This window comes from Nonomuraea rosea (assembly GCF_039539705.1).
In the GTDB taxonomy this organism is placed as follows: Bacteria; Actinomycetota; Actinomycetes; order Streptosporangiales; family Streptosporangiaceae; genus Nonomuraea; species Nonomuraea rosea.
The window spans coordinates 90,023-107,499 of record NZ_BAABDQ010000007.1 but is presented as its reverse complement, the minus strand read 5'-3'; the positions used below and the strand labels follow the sequence as shown (position 1 = coordinate 107,499).

General features: G+C 71.6%; 18 protein-coding genes. 8 read left to right on the top strand and 10 right to left on the bottom strand.

All coding sequences use genetic code 11. The annotated features are described in order from the left end of the window. Nucleotides 1-93 precede the first annotated feature (93 nt). From ABEA43_RS18830 to ABEA43_RS18820, 3 genes are all read right to left on the bottom strand, one after another. Complete coding sequence (locus ABEA43_RS18830) at nt 94-705, bottom strand: TetR/AcrR family transcriptional regulator (RefSeq protein ID WP_345563403.1); 612 nt, start codon at nt 703-705, stop codon at nt 94-96. A gap of 167 nt (nt 706-872) precedes the next feature. Beyond that, nucleotides 873-2,477 carry an MFS transporter gene (locus ABEA43_RS18825; RefSeq protein ID WP_345563401.1) on the bottom strand — a complete coding sequence of 535 codons (1,605 nt, stop codon included), beginning with the start codon at nt 2,475-2,477 and terminating at the stop codon, nt 873-875. Between the two features lie 674 nt (nt 2,478-3,151). Further along, nucleotides 3,152-4,579, bottom strand: a complete 1,428-nt coding sequence (locus ABEA43_RS18820) for an MFS transporter (protein ID WP_345563400.1) — start codon at nt 4,577-4,579, stop codon at nt 3,152-3,154. A gap of 137 nt (nt 4,580-4,716) precedes the next feature. Between ABEA43_RS18820 and panB the strand changes: the two genes are divergently transcribed. Further along, the gene (gene panB / locus ABEA43_RS18815; protein WP_345563399.1) at nt 4,717-5,547 is read left to right on the top strand and encodes a 3-methyl-2-oxobutanoate hydroxymethyltransferase; all 831 of its coding nucleotides are present in this window, start codon (nt 4,717-4,719) and stop codon (nt 5,545-5,547) included. A 245-nt stretch (nt 5,548-5,792) separates the two neighbouring features. Here the strand turns inward: panB and ABEA43_RS18810 are convergent, their stop codons facing one another. Both ABEA43_RS18810 and ABEA43_RS18805 read right to left on the bottom strand, forming a co-directional pair. Next, nucleotides 5,793-6,869 (bottom strand): pyridoxal-phosphate dependent enzyme, encoded by a 1,077-nt coding sequence (locus tag ABEA43_RS18810; RefSeq protein ID WP_345563396.1) that lies wholly within the window; start codon nt 6,867-6,869, stop codon nt 5,793-5,795. A 47-nt stretch (nt 6,870-6,916) separates the two neighbouring features. Then, nucleotides 6,917-8,128: a trans-sulfuration enzyme family protein gene (locus ABEA43_RS18805; RefSeq protein WP_345563394.1), complete on the bottom strand. Its 1,212-nt coding sequence runs from the start codon at nt 8,126-8,128 to the stop codon at nt 6,917-6,919. A 59-nt stretch (nt 8,129-8,187) separates the two neighbouring features. Between ABEA43_RS18805 and ABEA43_RS18800 the strand changes: the two genes are divergently transcribed. From ABEA43_RS18800 to ABEA43_RS18790, 3 genes are read left to right on the top strand one after another with little or no spacing between them, the layout of a single operon-like run. After that, on the top strand, nt 8,188-9,672 hold the full coding sequence (locus ABEA43_RS18800; RefSeq protein ID WP_345563393.1) for an aminotransferase-like domain-containing protein: 1,485 nt from the start codon (nt 8,188-8,190) through the stop codon (nt 9,670-9,672). Nucleotides 9,673-9,684: 12 nt separating this feature from the next. Beyond that, complete coding sequence (locus ABEA43_RS18795; protein WP_345563391.1) at nt 9,685-10,371, top strand: alpha/beta fold hydrolase; 687 nt, start codon at nt 9,685-9,687, stop codon at nt 10,369-10,371. A 45-nt stretch (nt 10,372-10,416) separates the two neighbouring features. Beyond that, entirely contained in the window at nt 10,417-11,085 is a 669-nt protein-coding gene (locus ABEA43_RS18790) for an ATP-binding cassette domain-containing protein (RefSeq protein ID WP_345563389.1), read from the top strand. Nucleotides 11,086-11,094: 9 nt separating this feature from the next. Here the strand turns inward: ABEA43_RS18790 and npdG are convergent, their stop codons facing one another. Beyond that, a complete protein-coding gene (gene npdG, locus ABEA43_RS18785; protein ID WP_345563388.1) occupies nt 11,095-11,748 on the bottom strand; it encodes an NADPH-dependent F420 reductase in 654 nt (217 codons plus the stop codon). Nucleotides 11,749-11,846: 98 nt separating this feature from the next. Next, nucleotides 11,847-12,989, bottom strand: coding sequence for a lipase family protein (locus ABEA43_RS18780; protein ID WP_345563387.1), 1,143 nt, complete (start codon nt 12,987-12,989; stop codon nt 11,847-11,849). A gap of 171 nt (nt 12,990-13,160) precedes the next feature. Here ABEA43_RS18780 and ABEA43_RS18775 point away from each other — a divergent pair, with 171 nt between their 5' ends. Next, nucleotides 13,161-13,739, top strand: coding sequence for a hypothetical protein (locus tag ABEA43_RS18775; protein WP_345563385.1), 579 nt, complete (start codon nt 13,161-13,163; stop codon nt 13,737-13,739). On the opposite strand, the gene ABEA43_RS18770 is transcribed toward ABEA43_RS18775, so the two are convergent. Next, nucleotides 13,736-14,851: a LysR family transcriptional regulator gene (locus tag ABEA43_RS18770; protein ID WP_345563383.1), complete on the bottom strand. Its 1,116-nt coding sequence runs from the start codon at nt 14,849-14,851 to the stop codon at nt 13,736-13,738. The genes ABEA43_RS18775 and ABEA43_RS18770 overlap by 4 nt on opposite strands. Before the next feature lie 73 nt (nt 14,852-14,924). Here ABEA43_RS18770 and ABEA43_RS18765 point away from each other — a divergent pair, with 73 nt between their 5' ends. Next, complete coding sequence (locus tag ABEA43_RS18765; RefSeq protein ID WP_345563381.1) at nt 14,925-15,176, top strand: CBU_0592 family membrane protein; 252 nt, start codon at nt 14,925-14,927, stop codon at nt 15,174-15,176. After that, nucleotides 15,173-15,817, top strand: coding sequence for a cyclase family protein (locus ABEA43_RS18760; RefSeq protein WP_345563379.1), 645 nt, complete (start codon nt 15,173-15,175; stop codon nt 15,815-15,817). The genes ABEA43_RS18765 and ABEA43_RS18760 overlap by 4 nt, the downstream gene beginning before the upstream one ends. A gap of 9 nt (nt 15,818-15,826) precedes the next feature. Here the strand turns inward: ABEA43_RS18760 and ABEA43_RS18755 are convergent, their stop codons facing one another. Beyond that, on the bottom strand, nt 15,827-16,003 hold the full coding sequence (locus ABEA43_RS18755) for a hypothetical protein (RefSeq protein WP_345563378.1): 177 nt from the start codon (nt 16,001-16,003) through the stop codon (nt 15,827-15,829). Nucleotides 16,004-16,035: 32 nt separating this feature from the next. On the opposite strand from ABEA43_RS18755, the gene map reads away from it, so the two are divergent. Beyond that, on the top strand, nt 16,036-16,884 hold the full coding sequence (gene map / locus ABEA43_RS18750) for a type I methionyl aminopeptidase (RefSeq protein ID WP_345563376.1): 849 nt from the start codon (nt 16,036-16,038) through the stop codon (nt 16,882-16,884). Nucleotides 16,885-17,008: 124 nt separating this feature from the next. Here the strand turns inward: map and ABEA43_RS18745 are convergent, their stop codons facing one another. Further along, complete coding sequence (locus ABEA43_RS18745; protein ID WP_345563374.1) at nt 17,009-17,398, bottom strand: sensor histidine kinase; 390 nt, start codon at nt 17,396-17,398, stop codon at nt 17,009-17,011. Nucleotides 17,399-17,477 lie beyond the last annotated feature (79 nt).

Here is a 17,477-nt window from a genome sequence, read left to right as displayed (position 1 = left end):
CCGGAATCCCCTGCCCGGCAGGTCCCTTTGGGACCGTCGGGCAGGGGATTCGAGGCCTCATCAGACGTCGGGACCCTTACGGGCGTCGGGACCTTATGGGGTGCCGGCGGCTATTCCGGCCAGGGCCGCGTCCACGACGCGTTCGGCCAGGTCCGGGGCCAGGTCTCCGGCGGGACCCCACTTGGTGTGCCAGAGCATGGCGCCGGACAGGATCGCCATGCCCAGGTCCACGTCCAGGTCGGCACGCAGCTCGCCGGTGCCGATGCCACGCTCGATCACGGCCCGCATCGCCTCCTTGCGGGGCACGACGGCCCGCTTCATGAAGCGGTCCATCAGGCGCGGGTAGCGGTCGGCCTCGCTCATCGCGATGTTCATCACGCAGCGGCTCCGGGCCTGGCCGGCCTCGCTGCGCATCGCGTCGAGCAGGGAGATCAGGTCGTCGCGTACCGACACGCCGCCGAGCACCGGCAGCGGCGCCTTCAGCGTGGAGAGCGCGTCGACGACGAGGTCCTCCTTGTTGGACCAGCGCCGGTAGATCGTGGTCTTGCCGACGCCCGCCCTCGACGCGATCGCCTCGATGGACAGCTCCGAGACGCCCATTCCTTCACCGATCAGATCGAGGGTCGCCTCGATGATCGCCTTCTCGGCCTTCTCACTGCGGGGCCGGCCTGCCGGCCGGGCAGTCACTGGTTCCTGGATCGTCATCGCGGTCTCACCGTATATCCACAAGGGTGCCCCGTGGTTCGGGGGCGGACAGGATACGGGGGACGGTCGAGCGTGCCGGCCCCCCGGATGTGCACGAACCTCAACCTGTCCTCCTCTCAGCGCGAACTCGGCTGTGCCTCCCCCACCTGCTCAGGCAGGGGAGACTGTCAAACTACCGCCGGTTCCTTATGTTCCGCTTGCGTGACCGGGCGCGGCTTTCCCGGCATCCACCGGGCGACCACCACGACGCCGATCAAGCCGATCACCGCGGAGACCAGCGCCGTGACGTGCATACCGTGGATGAACGCGGTGAACGCCGGCTGGATCAGCGCCTGCCCCCGCTCGCCCAGCTCCTGAGCGATGCCCACGGTGGCCACGACCGACTCACCGGCCGCGTGCCGCGCGTCCGGTGGCAGCCACGCCAGGGTGGACGCCATCTCGCCGCGGTAACTGGAGGACAGCACCGAGCCGAGGACGGCCACGCCGAGCGCGCCGGCCACCTGGCGGACGGTGTTGCTCATGGCCGAGCCGACGCCCGCCTTCTCCCTGGGCAGCGACTCCATGATGGCGGTGGTCGCGGGCGGCATGATGTTGGCCATCGCGGCGCCCTGGACGAAGAAGATGATCTCGATCAGCACGACCGGTGTGTTCTGGTCCATGAACGCGTAGCTGCCCAGCGCGGCCGTCACCACGATCATGCTGACCGTGGCGGACAGCTTGGCGCCGAACCGCTCGTTCACCCGCTGGCTGAGCGGCGCGAAGATGAGCTGCGCCGCGGCGAACGGGATCATCAGCGCCCCCGCCTGCAGCGGCGAGAAGCCCAGCACGACCTGCAGGTAGAAGGTCAGGAAGAACATCCCGCCCATCATCGCGAAGAAGACGATGCCCATCATGCCGATGGCCGAGCTGAAGCGGACGTTGCGGAAGTTGCGCACGTCGAAGACCGGGTGGTCGATGCGCCGCTCCCACCACACGAACGCGCCCAGCACCGCCACGCCGAACAGCGTCGGCACCAGCACCTCGGCGCTGGCCACGGTGGCGAGCGTGCCGCCGCGGATGATGCCGTAGACGATGGAGACCAGACCGATGATCGACAGCACCACACCGACGGGGTCCAGCTTGGACGGCTTCGGGTCGCGCGACTCGGGCACCACGGTGGCGATGAGAACCATGCTGACCAGCACGATCGGTACGTTGATCAGGAAGACCGAGCCCCACCAGAAGTGCTCGATCAGCAGGCCACCGGTGATCGGGCCGATCGCCACGGCGAGCCCGACACCACCGGCCCACACGCCGATCGCCTTGCCGCGCTCACTGGGCGGGAAGATGTTGGAGATGATGGCCAGGGTCGCCGGCATGATCGCCGCACCACCGATGCCCATCGCCGCCCTGGCCAGGATCAACTGCATCGGATCCTGGGAATAGGCACTGGCCAGTGAGGCCAGGCCGAACAGCGCCATGCCGATGAACAACATCCGCTTGCGGCCTGTTCTGTCACCGATCACGCCGAACGTGAACAGCAACCCGGCGAACACCAGCGTGTAGCTGTTGATCGCCCATTCCAGCTCACCCTGCGTCGCACCCAAACCGACCGTCTTGTCGGCGATGGTCCTCATCGCCACGTTGAGAATCGTGTTGTCGAGTACGACCGCCAGCAAGCTGAACACCAGCACGCCGAGGATTCCCCATCGGCGTGGGTGCCCCGAATTCGGGTCCATGGAAGCATCCTTAATTTCGATACGTTTGAGTTTCGCAACGACACCGTATCGCAAGGTATTCCGATACGCAACGGTCCCGTTTCGTAAACTCCAGGCAAACTCTCGCCGACCTCCGGCCTCCCACCACAGTGAGGCCCCAAGGCAAGCCCAAACATGCCCCTGGCCCTCCTCTTGAGGTGAGACACACCTCACATGGCACATCGAGACCCGGGCCCGGCCGCCGGAGGACCGGACGCCCCAAAGGACACCGGGGTCGGACGCCCCGGAGGGCTGGAGGATCTCGGGGGCGGGACGCCAGGGGGCCGAACGTCGTCGGGGAGCAGGACACCGGCGGGATCCGACATCCCAGGGGATGCTGCGAGGCCGGACACCCCGACCGGAGGACGCCCGGGCCCGGGGTGGGACGGCGGAGGGCGCGCACCCAAAGACGGCCCTCCAGGGGACCGAACACCCCGGAGAAACGCCGGGCACCAACGTCCCAGGGGACGAGACTCCAGGGGACACCAGAGGGACCGGTGCCTCCAGGAGCGGGACTGCGGAGGCCGGACACCCCAATGACCGACGTGCGAGGGCGCGACATGACCCGCGCCCGCAGCAACCCTCCCAGGCCCGACACAACCGCAAGAGGCCCGACGTGAACCCTGGGAGAGGCCCGCAGGGCGATGTGCCTGAGAACCTGACTCAAGGGGAGACGTGCCCGGGAACCTTTGCCCGAGGCTCGACGAGGGTCACGCCAAAGGCGATGGTCCTTCCTCCGCCGCGACCGGCTCCTCCACGTCCAGCGCTCCAGGCACCTTGGGCGTCCGGACCACCTCGGCCAGCTCAGCGGCACCAGCCGTCCCAGGCGCCGATGCGATCCCCAATGCCGGGACCTTCTCCGGCAACCCGGCGGTCTCGGGCACCAGGACCGGTTCAGGCGTCGGGGCCCGTTCGGGGGCATGGGACGTCTTCGGGTCGAGGACCGTACCAGGCAGTGGGGCAGGCTCGGAAACCGGCGGACGGCGGCGCCAGAACGGGAGGGCGACCGCCACCATGGCCACCCCCACCAGGCCGGCTGCCGCGAACGCCCACACCGGGCCGACGCCGTCGATGATGGCCCCCGCGATGGGAGCCGAGGCGGCGCCGCCGACCAGCAGCGCGGTGCCGTGGAAGCCCATCGCCTCGCCCCTGGCCGCCGAGGGCACCCACCGGCTGAGAACGTCGACGGTCGACGACAGCGACGGCGCGCAGAGCAGGCCCGCGGGCAGGAGCGCCAGGACCAGCCAGTGCCAGTCGCCCCCGACCAGGCCGACGGGGATGGTCAGCAGGCCCATGCCGGCGATCAGCGTCAGGGGCGACAGGCCGCGCGACAACCCGCCGTACACGAAGCCGCCGACCAGGGAGTAGACGCACCAGATGCCCACGGCGAGGCCTACCCACTCGGTCTGGCCCGCTTCGCTCATGGTGGCGACCAAGGCCAGCTCGGTCGCGGTGAGCACGAACGTGGCGGCCGCCGCCGTCCCGAGCAGGGCCACGAACGCCGGTGTGATCCACTGCCGCCTGGGCACCCTGACGCCCTGCTCCTCCAGCTCGACGGCCGAGCGGGTGGGCGGGTTGAGCACGATCAGCCCCACGCCCGCCATCGTCATGCCGGCCCCGATGACCGTCATCGTCACCCCGCTGCCGACCGTCGTGACGGCCGCCACCGCCAGCGCCGGGCCGGTCATGTAGGACAGCTCGACCAGCATGGAGTCGAGCGTGAAGCCGACGCGCCGCTGGGCCACGGGCACCAGGGCGGCCAGGCACTGCCTCGTCACGCTGAACACCGGCAGCGCCAGCAGCCCCGCCAGCGCCGCCGCCCCGACGAGCGCGGGGAACGGCAGCGCCCACGCGCACGCCCAGAACGCCGCCTGCGCCACCGTGGTGATCGTGAGCACCGGCCGTAAGCCGTGCCTGTCGACGAACCTTCCCGACAGCGGTGAGCCGATCGCCATGCCGATCGTGCTGGCCGCCGTGACCAGCCCGGCCTTGGTGTAACCGAGGTTCATCACCCCGGCCACGTGCAGGGTCAGCGCCATGCCCGTGGCCGTGGCGGGAACCCGGGCCAGCAGCCCCACCAACAGCAACGTGGGGACGCCGGGGATCCGGAGCAGTCTTCGGTAGGGGTCGAGAGCCATAAGTGTTCGTTACCTCCTCGCAGATTGTGGCAAGAGGTACCGACAGTTTCGCCACAGGTTTTCCGCGCGTGGCATCATCGGGGAAGGTCCGGGGACGCCGCAGGGGCGCCTCGAGACGTTCATCTGGAGGGTTTGTCATGTCCTCTTCAACCACGCTGTACGGCGGCGTCACCGGGCGCCGGGTCACCGTCCGCGACCTCACCGCCGCCAAGGAGCGCGGAGAGCGGTGGCCCATGGTCACCGCCTACGACGCGATGACGGCCAGGGTGTTCGACCAGGCGGGCATCCCGGTCCTGCTGGTGGGCGACTCCGCGGCGATGGTCGTCTACGGCTACGACTCCACGCTGCCGGTCACGGTCGACGACCTGCTCACGCTCACGGCCGCGGTCGTACGCGGATCGTCCAGGGCGCTCGTGGTCGCCGATCTGCCGTTCGGGTCGTACCAGTCCTCCCCGCAGCAGGCGCTGGAGTCGGCGACGCGTTTCATGAAGGAGTCGGGCGCGCACGCGATCAAGCTGGAGGGTGGCCGCCGGGTCCTGTCGCAGGTCGAGGCGCTGGTCTCGGCGGGCATTCCGGTCATGGCGCACCTCGGGCTGACGCCGCAGTCGGTCAACGTCCTGGGCGGCTACCGCGTGCAGGGGCGGGGGCAGTCGGGCGACGAGCTCATGTCGGACGCCAAGGATCTTGAGCGCGCGGGGGCGTTCTCGGTGGTGCTGGAATGTGTGCCCGCCGACCTGGCGCAGCGGGTCACCACGTCGCTGGCCATCCCGACGATCGGGATCGGCGCGGGGGCGGCCACGGACGCGCAGGTGCTGGTCTGGCAGGACCTGATGGGGCTGACGCCGCGCCCGGCCAAGTTCGTCAAGCGGTATGCGGATCTGGCCGGCGAGATGGACCGTGCGGTCCGCGCCTTCGCCGACGACGTGACCTCCGGGGCCTTCCCCGCGCCGGAACACACCTACACCTGACCTCACTCCGCCGATTCGCCTGATCTGGGGTCGGCCCTGGGTCAGGCGGGTCCCTCTCCGGGGGTACGGCGGCGGCGGCGGGATCGCGGGCGGCCCTTCGCGAGATCCCACCGCAGAAAGGTGGCCCGACCTGCCGGATAGCCAACTGCGCCGAGGTGCCGGGTCAGGCGATGACACAGGTCCCGGACGTGGTGGCCCGGGGGTGCGGATGGGTGTCAGGGGATGGTCGGGGTTGCGGGTGGGGGTCAGGCGGTGGTCAGGGTGGCGGGGTCGGTGTTGGAGCCGCAGACCACCACGACGACCCGCTCGCCCGGCCCCGGCGTGTACGCGCCCGACAGCAGCGCCGCGTACGCCGCCGCGCCCCCCGGCTCGGTGGCCAGGCGGTGCCGGGCCCACAAGGTACGCCGGGCCGCCACGATCGCCTCGTCCGTGACCAGCACGCTCTCCACGCCGGGCCCCGAGAGGATCTCGTACGCCAGCGCCCCCAGCCGGGTGGCGCCCAGCGAGTCGGCCGCCACCCCGCCCACCTCGACCGGCACCGGCAGCCCCGCCCGCAAGGCCGCGTGCAGGGTCGGGATCCCCTCAGGCTCCACCGCGACGATCCGCGGCCGGGCGGCACGAGCCCCGGGAGTGCCGGGAGCGACGGATGCACCGGACACGACGACAGCACCAGGCACGACGGGCTCAGCGGGCGCGGCGGGCCCAGCGGCCTCGGCAGGCCCAGCGGACCCACCAGGCGCGGCGGGCCCAGCAGGCTCGGCGGGCGCGGCGGTGCCCAGGGCGATGCCGGCGGCGAAGCCTCCGCCGCCGACCGCCACCAGGACCGTGTCCACGCCCTCGACCTGCTCCATGAGCTCAAGCCCGGTAGTCCCCTGCCCCGCCACCACCTCCGGCTGGTCGTAGGCGTGCACCATCAGCGCCCCCGTCTCCGCGGCCCGCTTGGCGGCGGCCTCCGCGGCGTCGGAGTAGACGGCGCCCGTCTGCGTGATGTGCGCGCCGAGCGCCCCGAGCCCCGCCACCTTCACCGGGCTCGTCACCTCCGGCACGAAGATCTCGGCCCGCACCCCGAGCTCCCGGGCGGCATAGGCCACGGCCAGCCCGTGGTTGCCGCCGCTGGCCGCGATCACCCCGCTGGACGGCAGCTCACCGGCCGACAGGATGCGGTTGAAAGCCCCGCGCACCTTGAACGACCCCGAGTGCTGCAGCAGCTCCAGCTTGAGGAACAGCCCGGGCGAGATCTCCAGCACCGGCGTGCGGAGGACGAGCCCGTCGATCCTCCTGGCCGCCGCCCGCACGTCCGCATGGCCGACAGTGGTGGTCACGGCTTCCCCCGATTCATCGCGACGACAACAGCACGTACGAACCGAGGCTACGCCAGCGCCTGAGCCAGATCGGCCCAGAGGTCCTCGGGGTGCTCGATGCCCACCGAGATGCGTACGGTGCCTTCGCCGATCCCGCTGCGCTCCAACTCCTCCGCGCTGAGCGAACGATGCGACGTCGTGGCGGGGTGCAGCACGAGCGTCTCGACGCCGCCGAGCGAGGGGGCGAGCAGCGCCAGGCGTACCGAGCTCATGAACTTCTCCCCCGCCGCCCGCCCGCCGGCCAGGTCGAACGAGAACACCCCGCCGAAGCCGGACAGCAGCTTGCCCGCCAGCTCGTACGACGGATGCGAGGCCAGCCCCGGCCAGTGCACGGCCGCGACGGCAGGATGCTCGGCGAGCCGGGTGGCCAGCAGCCGGGCGTTGGAGCAGTGGCGCTCCATGCGCAGCGCGAGCGTCTGCAGCCCGCGCGCCACCAGCCAGGACGCGAACGGCTCCGCCGAGGCCCCCAGCTCGATCGCGAAGTGCCAGACCCGCTCGTAGAGCTCCTGGGCGGCGAAGACCGCGATCCCGCCGACCACGTCGGTGTGCCCGGACAGGTACTTGGTGGTGGAATGCACGACGACGTCCGCCCCGTGCTCGATGGGCCGGCACAGGATGGCCGTGGCGAACGTGTTGTCCACCACCGACACCAGCCCCAGCTCGCGGGCCGCCGCGCACATCCCGGGCAGGTCGGCCACCAGCGTCATCGGGTTGCTGATCGTCTCCAGGTAGACGAGCCTGGTCTCCGGGCGGACGGCGGCGCGCAGGGCGGCGGGGTCGTTCTCCGGCACGTGGGTGACCGTGATGCCGAACCTGCCGGTCAGCTCGCCGAGCATGGCGGCGGTCCCGCCGTACAGGGAGCTCTGGGCGATGAGGTGGTCACCGGGCTTGAGCAGGGCGAGCAGCACGGTGTTGATCGCGCCCATGCCCGAGCCCGTGGCGATGGCGGCCGCGCCGCCTTCGAGCCCGGAGACGGCCAGCTCCAGCGAGCGGACGGTGGGGTTGGTGTAGCGCCCGTACACGTACGCGCCGTCCGGCCGGCCCATCGACTCGGCCATCACGGCGGGGTCGTCGAACGTGAATCCCGAGGTCTGGTAGATGGGCATCGTGATCGGACGGCTGCCTTCGACGGCCGGCTGCGGCACGTGGACGGCCCGCGTGTCCGGCCGCAGCGGGCGCGAGGGATCGGACCTGAACGCATCAGAGCGGGAATCGTTCATATATCCAGAATCACCCGAAAAGGGATCGGGTAGCAGAGCCAATGCCGCAGAATTGGTCCATGAATGGGGCCAATCTGGATGACCTGGTCGACCTGCTGGGCCGGTGGGCGTCGGGGCGCGGACCGCTGTACCTGCTGCTGACCGCCCGGCTGCGGGCGCTGATCGACGACGGCGTGCTGGCCCCGGACGTGCGGCTGCCGCCCGATCGCGTGCTGGCCAGGCGGCTGGCGGTGGGCCGGGGCACCGTGGTGGCCGCGTACGACCTGCTCCAGCAGGAGGCCCGCGTGGTGCGCAGGCAGGGCAGCGGCACCAGGGTGGCCGCGCTCGACCTGCCCGCGACGCGGACCGCTGACGGCGTGGTGGCCAACCCGCTGCTGATGCACATCCTGCACCCGCCGGACGGCGTGCAGCTCCTGACCTGCGCGGCCCCGGACGAGCCGCCGGCGGCGATGTTCGAGGCGTACGAGGAGGCGGGCGCGCGCCTGGCCGGGGTGCGCGACCTGGGCTACCAGCCGGCGGGCAACGCGGACCTGCGCGCCGCCCTGGCCGCCTATTACACCGGGCGCGGCGTGCCGACCGCGCCCGAGGAGATCATGGTGACGACGGGGGGCCAGCAGGCGCTCACGCTGCTGACCGGGCTGCTGGTCTCGCCCGGCGACACCGTGCTGACCGAGGCGCCGACCTACCCGGGTGCGCTGGAGGTGTTCAGGCACGCGGCGTCGGTCATCCGGCCCATGCGCGTGGACGAGGCGGGTCACGCCATGCGCGAACATCCCGCGCGCGTGCACGTGGACGAGGCGGGTCACGCCATACGCGAACGTCCCGCGCTGACCTACCTCGTGCCCACCGCCCGTAACCCGGACGGCGCCGTCATGGGCAATCAGGCGCGCAGGCGGCTGGCCGCGCTCGCCGCCGAGCACGACGTGCCCCTGATCGACGACGAGGTCTGCGCCGAGCTGTGCTTCTCGGGCGAGACGCCGCCGCCGCTGGCCGCGTTCGGGGCCGCGCGCGGAGAACAGGTCATCACGGTCGGCTCCATGAGCAAGCTGGTCTGGGGCGGCCTGCGGGTCGGCTGGATCCGCGCGGCGGCCCCGCTGATCTCGCGGCTGGCCAGGCTGCGCGCCGTGCACGACCTCGGCGGCGAGGTCTTCAGCCAGCTCGCCGCCGCCGCGCTGCTGCGCCGCCTGGACGTGATCCGCCCGGCCCGGGTACGCGTGCTGCGCGAACGCCACGACCATCTGTGCGCCGAGCTGCGTGCGCGCCTGCCGTCCTGGTCGTTCGAGCCCGCCCTCGGCGGCCAGACCCTCTGGGTACGCCTCCCGCACGGCGACGTCGACTCCTTCTCCCAAGTGGCGCTCAGACACGGGGTCGCGGTGCCGCCTGGCAGGTCATTCGATCCGCTGGGTGGTTTCACCGACTACATGCGCCTGCATTACCTCTTCCCGGAGGAGGAGCTTTCGCAAGCGGTGAACAACCTGGCCGCGGCCTGGGCGGCCTACGACGGAGCCGCTCGGACCGTGTCCCGTCACACTCTCATCGTCTGAAAGGGTGGAGTCATGGAGACGACCTTCGTACTCGTGCACAGCCCCTCCGTCGGTCCGTCGACGTGGGTGCCCGTGGCGGAGTCGCTGGAGCGGCGGGGGCACGCGGCCGTGGTGCCCGACCTGACCGGTGTGACGACGGGCGGGGCGCCCTACTGGCCCAGGGTGGTGGAGACGGTGCGCGACGCCGCCCCCGACACCCGCCTGGTGCTGGTCGTGCACAGCAACGCCGGCTACTTCCTGCCGCTGATCAAGGAGGGGCTGGGCGATCGGGTGGAGGCGTGCGTGTTCGCCGACGCCCACATCCCGCCGCGCGACGGCCTGATCAAGATCGCGGACGAGGGGTTCCTGCCGTTCCTGCGCGACCTGGCCGGTCCCGACGGCGTGCTGCCGCGCTGGACGGACTGGTGGGACGAGGAGGACGTGGTGGCCATGCTGCCCGACCCCGCCGTACGCGTGCGGGTGGCCGCCGAGCAGCCGCGCCTGCCGCTCGACTATTACACGCAGACGCTGCCGGTGCCCGCCGGGTGGGACGACCTCAGGTGCGCGTGCCTGTGGTTCGGCCCCCCTTACGACGAGGTCGCGGCGGAGGCCGCCAGGCGCGGCTGGCCCGTGACCCGGCTGCCCGGCCTGCATCTGCACCAGGTCATCGACCCGGAGGCGGTCGCGGAGGCGCTGCGCAAGCTGTCCGGCAAGTCGTGAATTCTTCGCTGCCGCCCGCGATCACGTCCCGACATCTTCGGAGACATGACAGCGATCGGCGTACACGGGCTCAGGAAGAGCCATCAAGGATTCGAAGCGGTGAAGGGCATCTCGTTCGAGGTGGCCGAGGGAGAGATCTTCGCGCCGCTCGGCAGGAACGGCGCGGGCAAGACCACGGCGATCGAGGTGCTCGCCGGCTTCCAGCGGGCGGACGGCGGGACGGTGCGGGTGCTCGGCCTCGACCCGTACACCGACCGCGCGGCCGTCCGGCGGCGCACCGGGATCATGCCGCAGGAGGCCGGGTTCTTCGCTGACCTGACGGTCGCCCAGACGATCGGCACCTGGCGCGACTTCACCGACGGGCCCCGCCCCCGCGACGAGGCGATCGGGCTGGACGGGCTGGACGGCCGGGCCGGGACCAAGGTCCGGCAGCTCTCCGGCGGCGAGAAGCGCAGGCTCGACCTGGCGCTGGCCCTGCTGGGCCGGCCCGACGCGCTGTTCCTCGACCTGCCCAAGCGCGCCCGACCCGAAGACCGCGCGCCGGCCAGAAGCCCCCGACTCGAAGACCGCACGCCGGCCGGGCGCACCCGGCTCGAAGACCCCGCGCCCGACAGGAACGCCCGGCTCGATGCTTCCGCGCCCGACTGGAGCGCCCGGCAGGAGCGCCCGGCAGGAGCGCCCGATGAGCCTGACCGCGACGCCGACTGGCTCTGACGCGCGGCCTCAGATGTCGGTGATGCGGAGCCCGGCGTGGGCCTTGTAGCGGCGGTTCACGGAGATGATGTTGGCGGTGAGCGCCTCGATCTGGTGCGCGTTGCGCAACCGGCCGCCGTAGACGCCGCGCACGCCGGGAATGGCCTCCGCCAGCGCCTGCACGGTGTCGGTGGCCTCGCGGTCGTCGCCGAGCACCAGGACGTCGAGGTCGACCTTGTCCACGGCGGGATCCATCAGCACGACGGCCGACACATGGTGGAACGCCGCCACGACCCGGCTGTCCGTCAGCACGGCCGCGGCCTGCTGAGCGGCGCTGCCCTCCTCGACCGGCAGCGCGTAGGCGCCCTGCTTGTCGAACCCGAGCGGGTTCACGCAGTCGACGACGATCTTCCCGGCCAGCTCGGCGCGCAGGGACTCCAGCAGCGCCTTGTGCCCCTCGTACGGCACCGCCACGATCACGATGTCGGCCTGCGAGGCGACGGCGGCGTTCTCGGCACCCGACGCGCCCGCGCCGATGGAGTCTGCCGCGTCCTGGGCCCGCTGGGCGCTGCGCGACCCGATCAGCACCGGGTGCCCCGCCAGCGCGAACCTGCGCGCCAGCCCCTTCCCCTGGTCACCGGTGCCGCCGAGGATGCCGATGGAAAGCCCGCTCACTTCAGTCATATCCAGATCATGCCAGCTCGGCCCCGGTCCGGCGGCACCGGCCTGTCCTGGCGCCGGCCGGGCTCGGAGCGGCGAGCCCGGCCGGCGCGGCAAGAGCGCTAGCAGTTGCCGAACGCGGGCAGCCCGTACACCCGCAGGGCCAGCCACTCGATGGCCAGCGGGCCGCCTTCGATGGCCCCCGTGACGTGGTCGGGCGCGGGCAGCGCGGTCCAGCGCGCGTTGACCCCGGCCCGGCAGTACTCGGAGCGCAGCGTGGACCCGACCGCGAGCGGGATGATCTGGTCTCCCCTCGCGTGATAGAGGAACATCGGCACCCGCGGCGCCACGGCGCCCAGCCTGTTCTGGGCGAGGCGGGCCAGCCACTTCGGCTGGTTCATCAGGTCGATCGGGCTCAGGTCGGAGAAGCGGAGCCCGGCGAGCTTGCTCAGGTCGCCCACGCAGTCGTCGGCCGCGTCGGCGAGCAGGGCGCGGCCCCGGTCGTTGAGGTCGGCTTCGAGGTCCAGCTCGGGATAGGCGGCGTCGAGCCCCACCCCGGCGGCCGCGGCCAGCCCGAAGTCGGCGGTGCCGTCCAGGTGGGCGGCCACGGCCCGCAGGTCAGCGGGTACGCCGCCCGCGGCGACGCCCCTGAGCCGCAGCTCTGGCGCGTACGTGGGCTGCAGCTGCGCGGCCCACGCCGCCGAGGCGCCGCCCTGCGAGTAGCCCATGACGCCGACAGGCGCCCGGCTGGAGAGCCCCGAGCCGGAGACGCGGGTGGCCGCCCTGATCGAGTCGAGCACCGCCTGCCCCTGCGAGACCCCGGCCATGTACGTGTGCGGGCCCGGCGTCCCGAGCCCCTCGTAGTCCGTCATGGCCACCGCGAACCCCTTGAGCAGGAACAGGCTCACCAGCGCGAGCTCGGCCTCCCGGCCCTGGCTCATGCTGACCGAGGGGGCGCACTGGTCGCCGAGCCCGTGGGTGCCGACGGCGTAGCCGATGATCGGGCGCGTGCCGAGCGGGTAGCCGCTCTTGGGGACGAGCAGGGTGCCGGACACGGTGTTCACCGAGCCGGTGGCGGAGGTGGAGTTGTAGAGCATGTGCCAGGCGTTGACCGGCACCTCCAGCAGTTTGCCCGGCAGGAGGTAGACCGTCGTGGGTTGTGCGGAGACCACGTCTCCCGGAGCCGCGGCGCGGGCCGGGGTCGTGGTGAGGGACATGATCGCTAAGAGGATCATGGACATGCTGACGCGGACACGTAACTTCATGTGCCGCCCCTCTCCGTGAAGATCGCACACTGGGACGGCGGCGCCGCGAGCCGATCGTTACCCGAGGGTAACTCCATGTCAAGGCCCGAAATGACGAGCAAACACAGGCCGTGTCAACACATCACTCGCGAATCAGCCACCCCGTCCATGCCGGTGGGGCACCATGGATTCATGGACTCAGGATCGGTGGCCTATCTGCGCGAGCTCCTCGCGGAGACCGGCTGGCTCGACCGTGCCCGTGAGCTGGGCGTCGCCCTGCGCGCCACCCGTTCGCCAGGCGGCCTGCTGCTGGTGGGCGCGCCGGACGACGAGCCCTGGCACCTGACCGCGCACCTCAGCGACGAGGCCAGGTTCGCGAACCTCCCCCAGCTCGCCCCCACCCTCGTGCGCTGGGCGCCGCCCGCCGACGCCCCCGCCCATCTGCGGGTCGGTCTCGAACGGCTGGAGCGGGCGGCGAAGGGCGAGACCCTGTTCGTCCTGTCCGAACGTCAGGCGCCGGTCCCGCTGCTCGAACGCGTGGACGACGCACGGCGTACGGGGGCGACGATCTTGGCGATCGAGGGCGGCGACCCGGAGCTGGCGGGGCTGGCGCACGACGCGATCGCCGTGCCCAGCGGCGGGCTGGTGACCTTCGACGGCGCCCAGCACCTGGTGAGCGCGGCGGCCGGCGAGGTGGAGAGACGCCCGGGCCTGCGCGCCCGCCTGGCCCGCCTCCTCGACAAGGTCAGCGGCCCCCAGTTCACCGACTAGCTCCGCTGAGCGCCGTCCGGCCCGGCAGCCACCCCGGACTCCGACACCGCCGCGCCGTCGGACTCCGTCCCGCCCCTGGAGGGCGCTCCAGGCCCGGACAGCGACTCGGGCGCGAACGGGGACTCGGACGGGGACTCAGACGGGGACTCAGGCAGGGACCCGGACGGGGATTCGGGCGCGGGCAGGCGGGTCCTCAGCGACGCCCCCAGCGCCGCCGTGGCCTCCTGGATCGCCGCGATCACCACGGCCTGCACGGGGTCCGGCTCCCCCGACCGCGTACGGCTGACGCGCGTCACGGCGTCCAGCCGGCGCGCGCCCACGTCCCGGACCTCGCTCACCCGCACCTCGCCCTCGGGCACGTCCAGCAGCGCCAGCGAGGGCACGATCGCCACCCCGTGCCCCGCCGCCACCAGCGCGAGCGCGGGCCCGAACTCCGTGATGACGTGCACCTTCCGCGGCTCGAACCCGTGCAGCCCCGCCAGCCGCTCCAGCGCCTGCCCGGTCGCCTGCCCCGGGTCCCCGGCCACCCACGGGACCTGCATCAGGCCGGCGACCGTGCGCGGCGGGTCGGGCCACTGGGGCGGCAGCACGATGCGGTACTCGTCCACGTAGAGCAGGCGCGTGGCCAGCGACGGCTGCGACAGCGCGGGCAGGCCCTTGTCCTGCTCGGTGATGAGCAGATCCACCGCCCCGAGCCGCAGCTCCTGCAGCGCGGGCTGACCGTAGATCTCGTGGATGATCGGGGTGATCCTGGGATGGCGGGCGGCCAGGTCGCGCATGGCCGGGACGAGGATGTGCGTGATGACCGTGGGGAAGGCGGCGATGCGCACGGGCCCGGCCAGGCGCTCGGTGAAGCGGGTGAGCTCACGCTTGGCCTCGATCAGCTCCTCCTCGACGCGTTCGGCGTAGCCGGCGAGCACGCGACCGGCCGGGGTGAGCGAGACGCTGCGCTGGGAGCGGTCGATGAGGGCCAGCCCGACCTCGCGTTCGAGCTGGGCGAGCTGCTGGGAGACGGCGGAGGGCGTGAGGTACAGCGCCTCGGCGGCCCGCATCACGCCACCGCGGCGGGCGACCTCATGCAGGACCCGCAGCCGCCGAGGATCGATGTCCATGTAGATCAGCTTACGACATCCTTTAGCTAACTTTAATTGTGCTTTATACCGAAAAATCAGCAGAATGGCGGCCATGGACCTCCTCCTCGCCGCCATCGGCTGGATCGGTGCCGCCCTGCTCCTGGCCGGCTACGCCCTGGTCTCGTCGTCCCGGATGCAGGGGGACGGGCCGGCGTACCAGGTCATCAACCTCGTCGGCTCGGTCAGCCTGATGGTGAACAGCGCCCACAGCTCCGCCTGGCCGTCGGCCGGGCTCAACCTGGTGTGGGCCGCCATCGGCGTCGTGGCCCTGCTCAAACTCGTCCGCGTGGGGGTCGCCAAATGATCGTCGAGCTGAGCCATCGCATCGTCGAAGGCATGGTCACCTACCCAGGCATTCCGGGGCCGGTCCTCGGCGTGCATCTGAGCAGGGAGGACTCGCGCAAGGTGTACGCGGAGGGCACGGAGTTCCACATCGGCGTGATCACGCTGACCGCCAACACCGGCACCTACCTGGACACGCCGTACCACCGCTACGCCGACGGGCCCGACCTGTCGCAGGTGCCGCTGACCAAGCTGGCCGATCTGCCGGGCCTGGTCGTCCGCGCCGGGGCGGAGCGCGAGGTGCGGATCGGCGGCGACCTGGACGTACGCGGGCGCGCCGTACTGATCCACACCGGCTGGGACCGCCACTTCGGGACGGACGCCTACCTCCACGGGCACCCCTACCTCGCCCCGGAGTCCGCGGCCTGGCTGGCCGAGCAGGGCGCGGCGCTGGTCGGGATCGACTCACTGAACATCGACGACACCCCGCCGCATGGCGAACGCCCCGCCCACTCGATCTTGCTGAAGGCGGGGATCCCGCTGGTGGAGCACATGACGGGGCTGGCCGCGCTGCCCGGCGAGGGTTTCCGCTTCCACGCCGCGCCGCCGATGGTCAGCGGCATGGGCACGTTCCCCGTCCGGGCCTACGCCGTCGTGCCCTGACCCGCGCCGCTAGTCGTCGTCCGCGTCGGCCTCATCCCATGCCTTGTTGCGTTCGGCGGCGCGTTTCAGCGCCCCGGACGCCTCCAGCTCGGACTCGTAGGGACCCATCCGGTCCTTGTCAGGGCAGCCCGCGTCGGGCTCGACCCGCATGTGCTTGAGACAGAACCACCATTGGCCTTCGCTCACGAGGTCAATTCTGCCCCGTAGACTCGGGTTTCATGACGACACTGCTCCAGCCCGGGCGAGTCTCGCCCGTCCGGAAGGTCCCCGCCCACGTCGAGCGGCCGGAGTACGTCGGCAAGAAGCGCCCCAAGATCGGCGAGTCCGACGTGAAAAGCCCTGAGATCATCGAGCGGATGCGCGTGGCGGGCAGGATCGCCGCGCAGGCCCTCGAAGAGGTCGGCAAGCACGTCACGCCGGGCGTCACGACCGACGAGCTCGACCGGATCGGCCACGAGTTCCTCATCGACCACCATGCCTACCCCAGCACCCTCGGCTACAAGGGCTACCCGAAGTCGCTGTGCACCTCCATCAACGAGGTCATCTGCCACGGCATCCCCGACGACACCGTGCTGCGCGACGGCGACATCGTCAACGTCGACATCACCGCCTACATCGGCGGCGTCCACGGCGACACGGACGCGACCTACCTGGTGGGCGACGTGGACGAGGAGTCGCGGCTGCTGGTCGAGCGCACCCGCGAGTCGATGATGCGCGCGATCAAGGCCGTCGCCCCCGGCCGGCAGCTCAACGTGGTCGGCCGCGTCATCGAGGCGTACGCCAAGCGCTTCGGCTACGGCGTGGTGCGCGACTTCACCGGGCACGGCATCGGCACGAGCTTCCATTCGGGCCTCATGGTGCCCCACTACGACGACCCGTCACTGCGGGTGGAGCTGGTGCCGGGCATGACGTTCACGATCGAGCCGATGCTGACGCTGGGCACCATCGAGTACGACATCTGGCCCGACAAGTGGACGGCCGTGACCAAGGACCGCAAGCGCACGGCCCAGTTCGAGCACACGATCCTGGTGACGGACACGGGCAGCGAGATCCTCACCCTCCCCTGACCGACCAACTCGGCCGAGCCTGAGCCTGAAACCGGCCGCGCCGCACGCCGGCAGGCCCCGCACGCCAGTCGACCCGGTCACCGGACCTCTCCGATGACCGGGCGCGGCGCCCGAGCGGGCCCTGTCACCGCTGTTTCGGCACCACTCCGCTGATCGTCGTGCCCTCACCGTGGACGCTGTTGACGGAGAGGCTGCCGCCGATCTCCGCGAACGCCGCCCGCATCCTGGCGATCCCGCGCCCCTGCCCCGTCACGGGAAAGCCCTGGCCGTTGTCGCTGACCGTCATGCGCAGCCCGCTCTTGCCGACCGTCACAGCGATGGACACGGTCCGCGCCCTGCTGTGCAGCTCGACGTTGGACAAAGCCTCGCGCATCGCCGCCATGACGCCGTTCGAGACGCGTGAGGGCACGTCCGTGGCGGGCAGCGCCCACGTCTCGACCACGATCCCCGTGCGCTCCGACCACTCGGCGAGGTAGCTCTCGAGCGCCTCGGCCAGGCTTTGCCCCCCGCGCATCCGTGTCTCTTCCGACAATGGTTCTCGCCTTCCTCGGCCCCCGGGCCCACGCCGGTCCCCACACCGGCGCTCCCATTCG

Coding starts and splice junctions, on each gene's coding strand:
- ABEA43_RS18830 (WP_345563403.1), bottom strand. CDS start 705: ATGACGATCCAGGAACCAGTGACTGCCCGGCCGGCAGGCCGGCCCCGC.
- ABEA43_RS18820 (WP_345563400.1), bottom strand. CDS start 4,579: ATGGCTCTCGACCCCTACCGAAGACTGCTCCGGATCCCCGGCGTCCCC.
- panB (WP_345563399.1), top strand. CDS start 4,717: ATGTCCTCTTCAACCACGCTGTACGGCGGCGTCACCGGGCGCCGGGTC.
- ABEA43_RS18805 (WP_345563394.1), bottom strand. CDS start 8,128: ATGAACGATTCCCGCTCTGATGCGTTCAGGTCCGATCCCTCGCGCCCG.
- ABEA43_RS18800 (WP_345563393.1), top strand. CDS start 8,188: ATGAATGGGGCCAATCTGGATGACCTGGTCGACCTGCTGGGCCGGTGG.
- ABEA43_RS18795 (WP_345563391.1), top strand. CDS start 9,685: ATGGAGACGACCTTCGTACTCGTGCACAGCCCCTCCGTCGGTCCGTCG.
- ABEA43_RS18790 (WP_345563389.1), top strand. CDS start 10,417: ATGACAGCGATCGGCGTACACGGGCTCAGGAAGAGCCATCAAGGATTC.
- npdG (WP_345563388.1), bottom strand. CDS start 11,748: ATGACTGAAGTGAGCGGGCTTTCCATCGGCATCCTCGGCGGCACCGGT.
- ABEA43_RS18780 (WP_345563387.1), bottom strand. CDS start 12,989: ATGAAGTTACGTGTCCGCGTCAGCATGTCCATGATCCTCTTAGCGATC.
- ABEA43_RS18775 (WP_345563385.1), top strand. CDS start 13,161: ATGGACTCAGGATCGGTGGCCTATCTGCGCGAGCTCCTCGCGGAGACC.
- ABEA43_RS18770 (WP_345563383.1), bottom strand. CDS start 14,851: ATGGACATCGATCCTCGGCGGCTGCGGGTCCTGCATGAGGTCGCCCGC.
- ABEA43_RS18765 (WP_345563381.1), top strand. CDS start 14,925: ATGGACCTCCTCCTCGCCGCCATCGGCTGGATCGGTGCCGCCCTGCTC.
- ABEA43_RS18760 (WP_345563379.1), top strand. CDS start 15,173: ATGATCGTCGAGCTGAGCCATCGCATCGTCGAAGGCATGGTCACCTAC.
- map (WP_345563376.1), top strand. CDS start 16,036: ATGACGACACTGCTCCAGCCCGGGCGAGTCTCGCCCGTCCGGAAGGTC.
- ABEA43_RS18745 (WP_345563374.1), bottom strand. CDS start 17,398: ATGCGCGGGGGGCAAAGCCTGGCCGAGGCGCTCGAGAGCTACCTCGCC.